The sequence below is a fragment of the Acinetobacter sp. AOR18_HL genome, assembly GCF_027855145.1.
In the GTDB taxonomy this organism is placed as follows: Bacteria; Pseudomonadota; Gammaproteobacteria; order Pseudomonadales; family Moraxellaceae; genus Acinetobacter; species Acinetobacter pittii.
Window position 1 is genome coordinate 91,231 of the sequence record NZ_JAKTIG010000029.1, and the last position, 12,831, is coordinate 104,061.

The window sequence follows — 12,831 nt, forward strand, 5'->3', positions numbered from 1 at the left end:
CAATATTTTTGTAATAGCTATCAAGGTATGTGAAATGATAATCACAAGTCAAGTTGATCTTTTTGCTTAAAAAATTTTTTAAATGAGGAAGCTGGTCATTAAAACTAAAGAAATAACGACAACAATAATTGAAAAAATAAAGCTAAATACAGTCCAGCATTGAAATATTTACTTGAGAAGCTGCTGCAAGCTTAAGCAATCTGTGGTTAAATGCCATTTTTATTGTGTTTGACTTTATACAAGGGAAAAATCATGCGCGCGTACAATTTCTGTGCTGGTCCTGCTGCATTACCTACTGCCGTTTTAGAAAAAGCTCAACAAGAATTGTTGGATTGGCAAGGTAAAGGTCTATCCATCATGGAAATGAGTCACCGTAGTGCTGACTATGTTGCTGTGGCTGAAAAAGCTGAAGCAGATTTACGCAAGTTAATGAATATTCCAGAAAATTATAAAGTACTATTTTTACAAGGCGGTGCGTCATTACAATTTTCTGCGATTCCTTTAAACCTTTTAGGTAAGAACAGTAAAGCCGATTATATTCACACCGGCATCTGGTCTGAAAAAGCGTTAAAAGAAGCAAAACGTTATGGCGATATTAATGTTGTAGAAGCTGGCATTAAAGTAGATGGCAAGTTCGCAATTTCTGAACAAAGTGAATGGAATTTATCTGACGATGCAGCATATGTACATTATGCGGATAATGAAACGATTGGTGGCTTACAGTTCGCAGGAATTCCTGATGTAAAGGCTCCACTTGTTTGTGACTATTCATCAAGTATTTTATCTGCTCCATTAGATGTGACCAAGTTTGGTTTAATCTATGCTGGCGCACAAAAAAATATTGGTCCTGCTGGTTTAACAATTGTCATTATTCGTGATGACTTACTTGATCAAGCTAAACCAGAAATTCCAAGTATTTTAAAATATGGTGACCAAGCCAAAAATGGTTCTATGGTAAATACGCCATCGACTTACGCTTGGTACTTGTCTGGTTTGGTATTTGAGTGGTTGCTAGAGCAGGGTGGGGTAGAGGCGATCCATAAAGTGAACCTTGAAAAAGCTCAGTTGTTATATGGTTATATCGACTCAAGCGATTTCTACAATAACCCGATCGCAATTCCAAACCGTTCAATTATGAATGTACCGTTTACCTTGGCAGATGAAGCTTTGGAAAAGCAATTCTTAAAAGAAGCGGAAGCTAATCACTTGTTGAATTTAGCTGGACACCGTTCTGTAGGTGGTATGCGTGCAAGTATTTATAATGCCGTACCATTAGAAGGCGTACAGGCTTTAATCAAATTTATGGATGATTTTGCAAAGCGTAATGGTTAAGCAAATCAAATAAATAAAGCCCTCAAATGAGGGCTTTATTTATTGAATAAGTTATAAATTAAAAAGGCACTAAACCAAACTGGTGCATGAATAGGGTAGCTAAGAACATACCCAAGACAAAAAAGCAAAACGCACCAGTATCGACCTTTACGCGCAGGCTACTGGATTGAATGAGGCTGGTAGTTTGTTCGGGTATAATCTTCATTCAATAACCTAATTATTAAAATATTAGTGAAATTCAATTAGTTTCACCCTTTTTAGCACAAATATCAGTCTATTGAAAGTATTATCGCATACTAGAACATACTGAATAACTAAAAACATAAAATATGCACCATTATATTGTTTAGCTATAACTAACTAGAACATAATGACACATCCAAACAAACAGCTTTTGCGTACATATTCGTGTACACAAGCTTTTGTTTATCTCATCTGTGTACATATTCTAGCGAGTTTTAATAATGGCTCTTTCAGAAGCTTGGCTAAAAACTAATAATGGCAAGGTTCGCGATAAAGTAGAAGAAGTTGCTGATCGCGACTCAATGAGCGTAAGAATTTCGCCTAAAGGTAAAATTGTCTTCCAACTTCGATATAGATTTAATGGCAAGCCACATCGTTTAGACTTAGGCTCATACCCTAATATAAGTTTAAAAGATGCTCGTGCAGAGGCTAATAGATTGCGTGCTTTGCTAGAACAGGGTAAAAATCCTAAAGTCGAGGTTTTTGTAGAGCGAAATAAACATATTGATCCACTTACCTTGGACCAGCTTTTTGACAAATGGTATGAATCATTTTGTAAGCCTAATAAAAAACTACATGATCAAGTAAAGAGTGCTTATTTAAATCATATATCACCACAGCTGGGTAAATATCCAATTGAGCGAGTTGATATTGAGCACTGGCTAGAATTATTTGAGAATCTAGCAGCTAAGCAACCAGGCACAGCTAAAGTACTTTTATCGAACATAAAACAAATGTTGAAATGGGCAGCAAAACGAAAGCTTATTTTAACTAATGTACTTGCTGATATTTTCCCTAAGGAAGATTTAAACATTACTTATATCCCCTCTAAACGAGTTTTAACTGATGAGGAATTAGTAGTTTTATTTGAATGCTTGAAATGGTCTAGATTAACTGAAAAAAATAAAATATTTATTCAGCTATGCCTTATATATGGTTGCCGTAAAGGTGAACTTCGCCTTGCTGAGAAAAAGCACTTCGACTTAAAAAAGAAAGTCTGGTTAGTTCCACCTGAAAACCATAAGACAGGCTATAAGAATGATAAAACCTTAATACGTCCAATTTTGCCAGAAATGGAAGCTCTAATTTTAGAAGCCATGGAATTAAGCAAAGGGAAGTACTTATTTAATAATGGCGAAAAAGATGAGGCTATGAGTAGCTCGGCATCTACTGCCTTATCTGCGAGTGTTATTGGTTGGGTCAAGCGCTTCAAGAAAGAAGATATGAACCACTGGTCTATGCATGACTTAAGGCGTACAGCACGTACTAACTTTAGTAGATTTACTGAACGTAGAGACGTTGCGGAAATGATGATTGGACACAGTATGCCGCAGATTCAGGAAGTGTATGACCTTTATGACTATGTAAAAGAACAAGCTGAAATTTATGAAAAATGGATTGCTAGATTAGAAAAACTTAAGAAGGGAATTATTGAAGATTAACGGCTGCTTATACAGCCGTTTTATATCGATCTATGCACATACGCTCCCAGCGACTTACCTCTTTTGATAAGTAGCGTTTCATACCACCACCTACTGAAGGTAATGCTGGAGCAGGGAAAGGCTCCCCATATTGAGTGCCTTTCTCCCAACGATTTAAAGTCTGCTTAGTAATCCCAAATCTTTCACAGACTTCATTTGAAGTGAGATACTTATTCAATTTCACCCCTCCACCTCATTAAATTTCTTAACTATTGCCTCTCTAGCTTTCATTAAGAAATGTTCACGTTCATTGTCTTCAAACTTCCCATCGCCCTGCATTTCTTGCGATTGGTAAATTGTCTCATCACCGCAATCAGGGTAATCAACTCGAAATTCGCCATGTCTCAAGCGGAGATATCCAATCTGATGGCCTTGGAAAACAGCATCATATTGTTCAGGGCTTTCATCACATGTTTTGATTAATTCAACTTCATCAGCAGTCAATAACATTTCACCCCTCCTTACTTTCCGCTTTAGGCTTTGCCCACCACAAACAAGGCCCATCTTCTGTATCAAAACCGGCAATAAGAAAGGCATCTTTTATAGGTGTTTGTGGTTTCCAGTTTGACCAATCTGCACAGTCGTCTTCAGGAATTTCTGGAATATCCCAATATTCCAAACGCTCAACAAGAATTTCTACACCAAGATTAATTTGTAGCTGAGCCCATTGTTCTTTTGTATAAAACTCAGCATGCTCTCCAATAGTGTCGTGCTTCTCTATATCAGGGTGGAACCAGCAGCTATTTAAATCATCTGGTACTTGTGTTGGTTGTATTTGATATTTCATCCCTCAGCCCCCGATTCGCTTGCTACAAATAACGTTCCGTCTGGATCTACATTCATTTTTTGGCATAAAAGAGTTGCGGTTGTAGAGCCTATGCCTACCATCTTTGAAACATGTGACCAGTTTTCACGAGTCTTCAATACTTTTGAGCTCTTTAATGATCTGCGTAGTAAGTCCAGTAAATCAAACTTAAAAACTTCGCCATTTCTTTGAAGGGTTATGGTGTAATCTGGCACCGCCTGAGCTTTGGCTTTTTCTTGCCACGCATACCAAGCACCATTTAAAAAGTAAACACAATGTAAATGATCGGAATTGTTGGACTTGTAATTCATGCTTAGGGTGGGGTAGGCGGCAATGTTCTAAGAATTGGTACTCCAAAGGGTTATAACCATTGCTATGACACTTGGATGGATGGTCAGGATGGTAGAGAGCCTGATCATAAGAGTTGGATCTATACATCATTACAAGGCGGGAACATTCCAGAAAGCGAAATTGATGTCGCTCGTCGCAAGATGGACCCAAAGACCTTTCGTCAAGAATAAGAAGCAAGCTTTGAAACTTATCAAGGCGTTATTTATTACTGCTTTGAGCGCGCCTTTAACTGCACAGAAAGGGTCGTAAAAGAAGGTGATGTACTTCATATCGGCATGGACTTTAACGTGCAGAAAATGGCAGCAGTTGTCTACGTTCGAGATGGTGAAGAGCTTTATGCAGTGGGTGAGTTTAAGAATCTATTCGACACACCAGCGATGATTGAAGCAATTAAAGCTAAATATCAGAACCATGAAATTATCGTTTACCCAGATGCTTCTGGTGATAACCGCAAATCAAGTAATGCAAGCGAGACAGACATTGCGCTACTCAAGAAAGCTGGGTTCAAGGTTCAAGTTAATAGCAAAAACCCTGCTGTTAAAGATCGTATCAACTCAATGAATAGCCGCTTATGCAACACAATGGGCGAAAGACGTCTATATGTGAATCTCAAGCAGTGTCCAGAGTTTGCACGAAGCCTTGAACGCCAAATCTATGATGAAAATGGTCAGCCAGACAAGAAGGCAGGCTTTGACCATCTTAATGACGCTGGTACTTATCCAGTTGCTTATATGTTCCCATTAAACAAAAAGACAGTGGGAGAAACTTCAATTATTGGACTACTGTAGGTGAAGTATGACAGTTAGTACTGTTCATCCGGATTATGCAAAGGCATTGCCGGATTGGGAATTTATGGATTATGCCTTGGGTGGGGAACGTTGTGTAAAAGAGCAAGGTGTAACGCTTTTACCAAAGTCCCAAGGCATGATAATGGCCGAAGAAGTAGATCCAAAAAATAAGTGTATCTATGAGGCATTCAAGCAGCGAGCAGAATATCCTGAATGGGTGCGTGATTCTAAAAGAGCAATGATTGGTTTAGTGTCAAAACTTGAGCCAGATATCAATATTGTAGATTCACGCCTAAAACCATTAATTGAACAAGCAACTACAGATGGTTTTGGCTTAAAACAATTATTCCTGCGAGTTGTTGAAGCTCAGCTTTCTTATGCTCGTTGCGCTTTGATGCTAGATTTTGATGATTCAGGCAAGCCATACATAGCTTTGTATTGGGCAAAAGACGGCATTAACTGGAAAGAAAAGACAGTTGCAGGTCGTACAGACTTGACGCTTTCAGTATTTAAAGAAGCCCATGATAATTCTGAAGATGAATTTGCTCACAATAAAGAATGCTTTTACCGCGCTTTAGATATCAATGATGGCAAATACAGGTCACGTTTATTTGCTGACGACAATACAGTTAGTGAAGAAACATATCCGGGCTTAGGTAATAAGACACTTTCTTTTATCCCAGTTGTATATGTTGGCAGCATGAATAACACGCCTTCAATTGACGAAATGCCTCTAATGACAATGGCTAAAGCAGCTGTGAAGTATTACCAGTTAAGTGCTGAATACTTTCAGGAGTTGCATTTAACTAGTCATCCTCAGCCTTGGGTTTCGGGTGTTGATGAAGATAAGCCGTTACGGGTGACAGGCCCAATGGCTGCATGGCAATTACCGCAAGGTGGTCAATGCGGATATCTCGAAATTCAAGGTGTAGGCATTGAAGCGAAACGCATTGCAATGCGTGACCAAAAGAACGCAGCTTTAGAGGCGGGCGCTCGTGTAATGGATATTGGTGGGGCTGAGTCGGGTGAAGCTCGCAAAGCCCGCCAAGATGACCAGTATTCGACATTGTACGGAATGGTTATTACTGCCGCTGAAGCAATTGAACAGGTCATTAAATATGGTGCATTGTGGCTAGGTCTTAGTGACAAAGACTACCGTTTCAATGTTAAGCCTGACTTTGGCTCACTAGGTTTTGACGTCAATCTTGCTAAGCAACTCTATGAGGCTGTATTGGGAAATAAAATCTCTATGGAAACTTATTGGGATTATATTCGTACTGGGAAAATCCCTGATATCGAATATTCCCAAGAACTAGAGCGTATTGAAACTGAAATGACCAACAGTCCTATGACTGGATATGTTGCAGGGGTGACTAATGGCAACTCAGATGTCACAACAGGCGCTACTTGATGCTTTGGTATCACATCAGGCATATCTTTATAGGCTCTCATCTACTGAAATCAATAATCTCTTAACACAGTTTGATTCACTATCAAATGAGATGATCTCAAAGTTAAGAGATTTATTAGATGATTTGAGTGATGCTGAAAAGACTGCATTGATGGCAGGGCAATACACAACGCCAGCTTTAAAAGAAGTTAGAACATTAGTTCAGACTTGGCAGGCAAATGTTGCAGCAGGATTGCTTGAGAGCTTCACAGTAAGCGCTACTGCCTTGGCGGTATACGAAGCCACATATCAGGCTAAAACTCTCGATAATCGCAAAATAGACCCAAATGGAAAGACACTATTCAACAAGGCAAAGAAAACGCCTTTGAGTGGTGGTGTACTGCTTGATTCTATTTTTTTGCGTATTGCTGATGACACACGGGTGAGGGTTGAGCAGACTATTCGAGATGGTTTATCTCAAGGCCAGACGAACCAGAAGATTGTTCAGCGGATCAAGGGGAAAAAAGCTCTTAATTACCAAGATGGCTTGCTTGATCAGAGTAGAAATCAGATTTCTACAATGGTGCGAACTGCACGAAGTCATGTGTCTAATGTCGCCTTGAATGAAACATACACTGCTATTGGAGTTGAGTATGTGAAGTTCATTGCAACACTGGATAGTCGAACTTCTAAAATCTGTATGGGCTATTCGGACAAGGTTTACAAGAAAGATGAGCCTCATCCGGTTCCGCCGCTTCATCCAAACTGTAGATCGATTCTAATTCCTGTTTCTGATGACTCAGGAAAAACGATTGGTATGCGTCCATTCAACAACAAGGTGAATGGCGAAGGTGAAATAGGTGTTGTAAATTCAAATACAACATTCAAAGGTTGGTTTGACAAACAAGATGCAGCTTTTCAAAAGTCTTGGCTTGGGCCCGCACGTTACAAGCTATTCAAAGATGGTAAATACTCTCTTGATAAGTTTTTAGATCCGTTAACAGGTCAGCCATTCACACTTACAGAACTCAAAAAGCTTGATGAAGAAATGTTTAAGAGGTTGGGATTATGATCATTGATTTAAAAGGTGAAGGCTCACTAGAGCTTTCAAGACTTTCAACGCGAAGTAAGTTCAGATTGCGTCGATGGCTTAGAAGAATTAACAAGCCTGTCAAATAAATTAAACCTTAGCACCTTCGGGTGCATTTTTATTGCCTGAAGCAAAGCCAAAGGCTCCAACAATTAAATCCGCAAGGCGGTGTCTCTAGGAGATTTTAGATGTCTGAATTTTTAAAACGCCAATTAATGTCTTTACAAAATCAAGCTGGTGCAGATGGAGGTGAAGGTGGTTCTGGTGGGCAAGGCTCAACACAGATCAACTTTGAAGATCCAGCGATTAAAGCACAGCTAGACCAATACGTTGAACAGCATGTTTCTGGTCTTAAAGCAAAAAACAACGAGCTTCTTGGCAAGAACAAAACTTTATCTGATGAACTAACAAACTTCAAAGGTCAGTTCGAAGGTCTGGATATTGGTGCAGTTAAAGGATTGCTTCAAAAAGCAGGGCAAGACGAAGAAACGAAATTACTTGCTGAGGGCAAGATTGACGAAGTATTCGGGAAACGCACCGAGAGATTAAAGGCTGAACATCAGAAGTTGTTTGATGCAGAGAAGGCTCGTGCAGATAAGGCTGAAGCTTATGCAAATAAGTTTAAGCAATCAGTTGTTAAAGGCCAAATTGCACAAGCATTTAGTGCGGCACAAGGTTTATCAGAAGCGACAGACGACATTACAGCACTCGCTTTATCTAAGTTCTCCTTGGATGAAAACGGCAATGCTGTAGCGATCGATGCTAATGGCGACGTAATTATTGGGAAAGACGGGAAAAACCCGCTTACTCCAAAAGAGTGGATTGAAGATATTCGTGAATCAAAACCCTACTTCTTCCCAAAACCTAATGGTGCAGGTGGTCAAGGCGGGAACAATTCAGGCAGCAAAAACACAATTAAACGTAGTGAGTTCGATGCAATGAACCCTACTGAAAAGAGCCAAGAACAACAAGTTATGCAGTTGCTCAAGCATTTGGAAAGAGGCATTCAGACGTTCTCCGCTCCATTAAAAATATGAAGTGCTCCACAAAGTTTCGTGAGCGCAATTTTGCGTTTACCTTAGAAAACAAGAAGATAGGGAATACAAAGCGACAAACAGGTTTTTATCAGATGACTGAGCGAGGCTTCATGTTCCTTGTAATGGGATTCAACGGTGAAAAAGCAGATGCCATTAAAGAGCAATTTATTGATGCATTTGAGTGGATGGCTAATCAACTCAGTCAAGTTTTCCAATCAAAATGGGCTAGATATAACTCTCTAACGAATTATCACCAAGGCAGAAAAGCACAAATCAGTGGATGTGCGAGCGCAATGGGCCAGTGGCGATGGGAAAAGGAACCACTAGAAACTGAAATTAAGGAATTGGAGTACCAGCTTCAGCCACAACTTGACTTTAAGGATGCCAAGTAATGGAAATCGCATACATTGTTGCTGAATGCCGTCCATCCACTGACGAAGATAATTATGCCGATATTAATATTGGTGATGATAGCTACATTTTCTGCTCAATTGAGCCTGTTATGGATACAGGTAATTGGCAGAAAAACATTCAGGCTGCAATTCTAATTGGTATCGATATTGAGCGAACTAGGCCAGAACACAAACATATAACCCTTCATGCAGAAAGCATTTTGAAACTATGCAAGGGTATTCAAGGTAAGCCCTTAAATGCCTGAGAACACAACCAAACAACGCCCTCAATTCGAGGGCTTTTTAATGCCCGAAAATTAAGGAGAACTTAGATGAGTTCTGGTGCACGTATTAAATTATATTATGCTGAAGAGCAAACCCCCGAAGTATTACCAACTACACCCGTATGGAAAACCGTACGCCGAGTTACTGATGGCTTAACTGAAAACGTCACTACTGAAGCATCAAGCAGCGTTGCAGATACTCGCTTCCGTCAAGGTGGTTTTGCAACTGAAGCAGAAATCACAGGTTCTTTAGAAGTTGAATTATCTATTGGCTTGTTTGATGACTTCTGGTCAGCAGTTGCAATGAATAACTGGGCCAGTGATGTTCTTAACTTTGGCGGTAATGTGCGAAAGACATTTACCTTCGTCAAAGTATTTGAAGATATTAACCAGGTATTTATTTACCGCGGTGTACGTATAAATGAAGCTACGATGTCTATTGCTACTACTGGCAAAATCACAGCTACATTTGGCTTGATGGGCACTCTGTTTGAGCTCACTACTACAAACCCTGTTATTTCGCCTTTACCAGTCCCTGAATTAGTCCTTGTTTCAGCGCTTAACGTTGGTGATCTTAAAGTTAATGGTGAAACTGTGGTTGGTACTGCTTGTATGCAGTCTCTTGAATTGACCATTAACAACAACATGGAAGCAATTCGCTGTATTGGATCTAAAAAGCTCACTGCAACGACTTATCTTGAAAAGATCGTAGATGTGACTGTTAACACTCAATACATGTTCTCAGCGCAATCAGCAGCCTATATCGACTTCATTAAAACCCGTGACACCATGCCGCTAGAATTCTCTATTGAAGATGATGCAGGTAATGGTTATGCATTCCAGTTCCCACAATTGGAAGTAGCAGAAGCCAATCACCCGGATGGTGGAGGTGAAGATACGATTACTATCGACATTAACTATAACCATATTCGCGTATCACCAGTTATTACTCGTGTGATTGCACCTGTAACACCTTAATAAGGGGAATTAAAAGTGGCTTTTGATATTGTTGAAAAGAACAAAGACATTACTTACCCATTTGAATGGGTGGACTTCCCAACTGGTGGAAAATTTAAGATTAATGGAATTATGCAGCCAGAGTTTCAGCGAGCACTAGAGATTTTTAATCTAGAAACCGCAGAAGAAAAGGCTGACATTAACCTTATTACAAATGAACGCATTGAAAAGCGTAATGACAAATTCGCTTATGCAGTTGGTGTATTCCTTGTGAATGATTGGAAGGGAATTGAATTAACAGATGGATCAGCACTTGAATACAACCGTGCCAATGTTGAAACTATCTTCTGTAAATCTGCACAAAAGAATCAGTTAATTGATTTTGTGATTAAAGAAGCTACCCGCATTCAAACAGAATCCCTTAAGAAGCTTCAGGACATTGTGGGAAAGTCACAAACCTCTACACCTATGCGAACAAATACGCGGGGCTCACGGACCACGAAAAAAAGCAAAGAGAAGCACTCGGTGTAAAGCTTCCTGATGCGCCTGACTATTCTTATGTAGCTAATGCAATTCTGTCTGCATATAACACAATTGCAAGATCTAGACGCTATGAACAAGGTGTTCCTCTGGCGCTAGATATTTCAGCAATTAATGCTTATGTAGAGCAATACGACTTACCAGTTGAGCGAAACATCTTTAATGACTGCATCTTTACACTCGACGATATGTTCTTGGATGAGGCGCATAAGAAGGCGACGCAACGAGCGACGAAGACTTAAATGCTGACTTTCGGTACATATCTTAGACTTTGCGACGTGATATAGCGCACTTGATGTTACATAATACGCCTATTCCCTTGACATTCCCGTAAAGATTCCTTATTGACATAAATGTCATTAGTGCGTACCCTTGTTCCTATAGAGACCCTGTTATCGAATGATAAGAGGGTTTTTCTGTCATAAAAATTGTATGTTTTATGACACCCATTAAATATAAGGGCGATAAAAAATGAACAAAGGTATGAAGTACTTTACAGAAGGTCTGCTAGCAGCTTTTGTATTAGCACCTCGTGTCCCAGTACATGCTGTTGAGCCTGCAAAAATGGAAGATCCGCGACCAATTGGTAATGCAGCAAAACATTGGGAAGCAGTCGGTAAAAACATGACAAAAGCTACCAACAGAATCGCATGTGACTTGCGCAGTAAACAACCTGAACTTAACTCATTATAAATACCTAATTAATGTCTCAACATCGTCGAACTAAACGTGGCATCGCAACAAAAAATGGCAATGATGTATCAGTTGCTGTGGAAGAGGCGGAAAGCTACTCACCATACCCGCCTCCTGATTTGGTTAAGGCATTTGAAGAAATCCAACCTGGTCTAGCTAGCCGTTTAATGCAGATTGTTGAGAATGAGCAAACGATGAGTCATGAAGTGGCTCGTCATCAAATGGCAGAAAATAAACGTATCAACACTGCTAACATTGAGAATCAAAAGCACAACTCTCAATTATTCCTTCTTGGTTTAATATTTGGCGTGTTGATAGGAATAGGAATTCTTTGTGTAGCAGTTTATGCACTGTATGCTGGTTATCCTTGGGTTGCAACGGCTGCTTTCTCAACCTTAGCAGCTATTTTAGTAATCCTAGTGCTTCGCAAAGTGCCTGCTTCTAATGGTGAGCAGACATCTAAGCCGTCTACTCAAAAATAGTAAGCAACACCCAAACAACCGCTAGAGATAGCGGTTTTTTATTGCGCCAAAAAGCACCGTGGGGTGCTTTTAATATATTGGGGATTACCAAGAGCTTTTAACTGGATCATCTTTATCCTGATCATCATCAATTAACTTTTTAGACTCTTCTAAAGACTTGTTATAGAACTTTTTAACATTTGGATACTTCTTAAAAACCTTATCCATATATTCATCTTGGGTACCATTAAGCATTGATTCGAACATGCCTGTAATCATTTCCATCATTTTCATGGAATTAGCGAGTTGTTCTTCTAAGCTTTGAATCTTTTTGTCTTTCTCAGATTCAGAAGAAATCTCAATGTTGAGTTCTTCACCTTTACTTTTATTTAATTCGCGCTCTTCAAGAACTTTGGTAAGACGTGCCTCTAGTTCTTCAGGTGGCATATTTAAAGGTGATAATTCAGGCTCTAAGAGGAAGCTTCGCTCTAAACGAGCAACAATATCTGCATTCATAGAACGATTATAAGCTTTAGCTGAGGCAGCAACTTTATCTCTGAGTTCCTCTGGCCATCTAAGCTTATATTGTGGATCTCTTTGATTTTCACTCATGAAGCATATACCGCATATTCTAAACTAAATACATCATAAAGGACCCATAAGGTACTTGACAACGGTCCCCATTGGGTCCATTATTGCTGTGTACCCAAGAGGTACTTGATTTAATAGGAGTGAATTATGTCAGTTTTAACAAAACCTCATCGGAAATTGCAATACAACTTGCGAATCGAACACGAACTTCATGATTGGTTAAAGAAAATAGCAGAGGAGAATGAAAGACCAGTTAACTATGTAATTAACCAAGCGATTAAAAATATGCGCAAAGAAATTGAAGGTGCGAAAGCATGAATTTAGTAGACAACAAAAAAGCCCCTGAATCTTGGCGGATGCGGAGCTTGATTGAAGTCATAACAGTGAGATATGAAC

General features: G+C 39.5%; 17 protein-coding genes and 2 pseudogenes. 13 read left to right on the forward strand and 6 right to left on the reverse strand.

The annotated features are described in order from the left end of the window. Positions 1 to 252 precede the first annotated feature (252 nt). On the forward strand, positions 253 to 1,332 hold the full coding sequence (gene serC / locus MKL51_RS07490; protein ID WP_032007064.1) for a 3-phosphoserine/phosphohydroxythreonine transaminase: 1,080 nt from the start codon (positions 253 to 255) through the stop codon (positions 1,330 to 1,332). Positions 1,333 to 1,390: 58 nt separating this feature from the next. Here serC and MKL51_RS07495 read toward each other — a convergent pair whose 3' ends face one another. Next, the gene (locus tag MKL51_RS07495; RefSeq protein ID WP_270904261.1) at positions 1,391 to 1,537 is read right to left on the reverse strand and encodes a hypothetical protein; all 147 of its coding nucleotides are present in this window, start codon (positions 1,535 to 1,537) and stop codon (positions 1,391 to 1,393) included. A 259-nt stretch (positions 1,538 to 1,796) separates the two neighbouring features. Between MKL51_RS07495 and MKL51_RS07500 the strand changes: the two genes are divergently transcribed. Then, positions 1,797 to 3,017: a tyrosine-type recombinase/integrase gene (locus MKL51_RS07500; RefSeq protein WP_270904262.1), complete on the forward strand. Its 1,221-nt coding sequence runs from the start codon at positions 1,797 to 1,799 to the stop codon at positions 3,015 to 3,017. 7 nt (positions 3,018 to 3,024) lie between these two features. Here MKL51_RS07500 and MKL51_RS07505 read toward each other — a convergent pair whose 3' ends face one another. The 4 genes from MKL51_RS07505 to MKL51_RS07520 are packed head-to-tail and all read right to left on the reverse strand — an operon-like array spanning position 3,025 to position 4,172. Further along, positions 3,025 to 3,234 carry a helix-turn-helix transcriptional regulator gene (locus MKL51_RS07505; RefSeq protein WP_068544770.1) on the reverse strand — a complete coding sequence of 70 codons (210 nt, stop codon included), beginning with the start codon at positions 3,232 to 3,234 and terminating at the stop codon, positions 3,025 to 3,027. A 2-nt stretch (positions 3,235 to 3,236) separates the two neighbouring features. Then, on the reverse strand, positions 3,237 to 3,506 hold the full coding sequence (locus MKL51_RS07510; RefSeq protein WP_270904263.1) for a hypothetical protein: 270 nt from the start codon (positions 3,504 to 3,506) through the stop codon (positions 3,237 to 3,239). Position 3,507: 1 nt separating this feature from the next. After that, positions 3,508 to 3,843 carry a hypothetical protein gene (locus MKL51_RS07515; RefSeq protein WP_016802901.1) on the reverse strand — a complete coding sequence of 112 codons (336 nt, stop codon included), beginning with the start codon at positions 3,841 to 3,843 and terminating at the stop codon, positions 3,508 to 3,510. After that, entirely contained in the window at positions 3,840 to 4,172 is a 333-nt protein-coding gene (locus tag MKL51_RS07520) for a hypothetical protein (RefSeq protein ID WP_270904264.1), read from the reverse strand. Before MKL51_RS07520 ends, MKL51_RS07515 begins: the two co-directional genes overlap by 4 nt. A gap of 12 nt (positions 4,173 to 4,184) precedes the next feature. Here MKL51_RS07520 and MKL51_RS07525 point away from each other — a divergent pair. From MKL51_RS07525 to MKL51_RS07570, 10 genes and pseudogenes are all read left to right on the forward strand, one after another. Further along, positions 4,185 to 5,000 (forward strand): annotated as a pseudogene (locus MKL51_RS07525) (phage terminase large subunit family protein); the annotation flags it as partial. A gap of 7 nt (positions 5,001 to 5,007) precedes the next feature. Then, positions 5,008 to 6,411: a DUF4055 domain-containing protein gene (locus tag MKL51_RS07530; RefSeq protein WP_270904265.1), complete on the forward strand. Its 1,404-nt coding sequence runs from the start codon at positions 5,008 to 5,010 to the stop codon at positions 6,409 to 6,411. Further along, on the forward strand, positions 6,377 to 7,462 hold the full coding sequence (locus MKL51_RS07535; RefSeq protein WP_270904266.1) for a minor capsid protein: 1,086 nt from the start codon (positions 6,377 to 6,379) through the stop codon (positions 7,460 to 7,462). The genes MKL51_RS07530 and MKL51_RS07535 overlap by 35 nt, the downstream gene beginning before the upstream one ends. Before the next feature lie 206 nt (positions 7,463 to 7,668). Beyond that, the gene (locus MKL51_RS07540; protein ID WP_270904267.1) at positions 7,669 to 8,517 is read left to right on the forward strand and encodes a hypothetical protein; all 849 of its coding nucleotides are present in this window, start codon (positions 7,669 to 7,671) and stop codon (positions 8,515 to 8,517) included. Beyond that, positions 8,436 to 8,909, forward strand: a pseudogene (locus MKL51_RS07545) (Rha family transcriptional regulator); the annotation flags it as partial. The gene MKL51_RS07540 and the pseudogene MKL51_RS07545, both read left to right, overlap by 82 nt. Next, a complete protein-coding gene (locus tag MKL51_RS07550) occupies positions 8,909 to 9,175 on the forward strand; it encodes a hypothetical protein (protein WP_009499909.1) in 267 nt (88 codons plus the stop codon). The pseudogene MKL51_RS07545 and the gene MKL51_RS07550, both read left to right, overlap by 1 nt. A 66-nt stretch (positions 9,176 to 9,241) precedes the next feature. Then, the gene (locus MKL51_RS07555; RefSeq protein ID WP_270904268.1) at positions 9,242 to 10,171 is read left to right on the forward strand and encodes a phage tail tube protein; all 930 of its coding nucleotides are present in this window, start codon (positions 9,242 to 9,244) and stop codon (positions 10,169 to 10,171) included. 15 nt (positions 10,172 to 10,186) lie between these two features. Then, entirely contained in the window at positions 10,187 to 10,681 is a 495-nt protein-coding gene (locus tag MKL51_RS07560) for a hypothetical protein (RefSeq protein ID WP_270904269.1), read from the forward strand. 492 nt (positions 10,682 to 11,173) lie between these two features. Beyond that, positions 11,174 to 11,383, forward strand: a complete 210-nt coding sequence (locus MKL51_RS07565) for a hypothetical protein (RefSeq protein ID WP_228128884.1) — start codon at positions 11,174 to 11,176, stop codon at positions 11,381 to 11,383. 11 nt (positions 11,384 to 11,394) lie between these two features. Further along, positions 11,395 to 11,865: a DUF2335 domain-containing protein gene (locus tag MKL51_RS07570; protein ID WP_000077909.1), complete on the forward strand. Its 471-nt coding sequence runs from the start codon at positions 11,395 to 11,397 to the stop codon at positions 11,863 to 11,865. Positions 11,866 to 11,949: 84 nt separating this feature from the next. Here the strand turns inward: MKL51_RS07570 and MKL51_RS07575 are convergent, their stop codons facing one another. Further along, a complete protein-coding gene (locus MKL51_RS07575) occupies positions 11,950 to 12,456 on the reverse strand; it encodes an Arc family DNA-binding protein (RefSeq protein ID WP_139887724.1) in 507 nt (168 codons plus the stop codon). A gap of 126 nt (positions 12,457 to 12,582) precedes the next feature. Here MKL51_RS07575 and MKL51_RS07580 point away from each other — a divergent pair, with 126 nt between their 5' ends. Continuing rightward, positions 12,583 to 12,753, forward strand: a complete 171-nt coding sequence (locus MKL51_RS07580) for an Arc family DNA-binding protein (RefSeq protein WP_139887723.1) — start codon at positions 12,583 to 12,585, stop codon at positions 12,751 to 12,753. Positions 12,754 to 12,831: the final 78 nt, after the last annotated feature.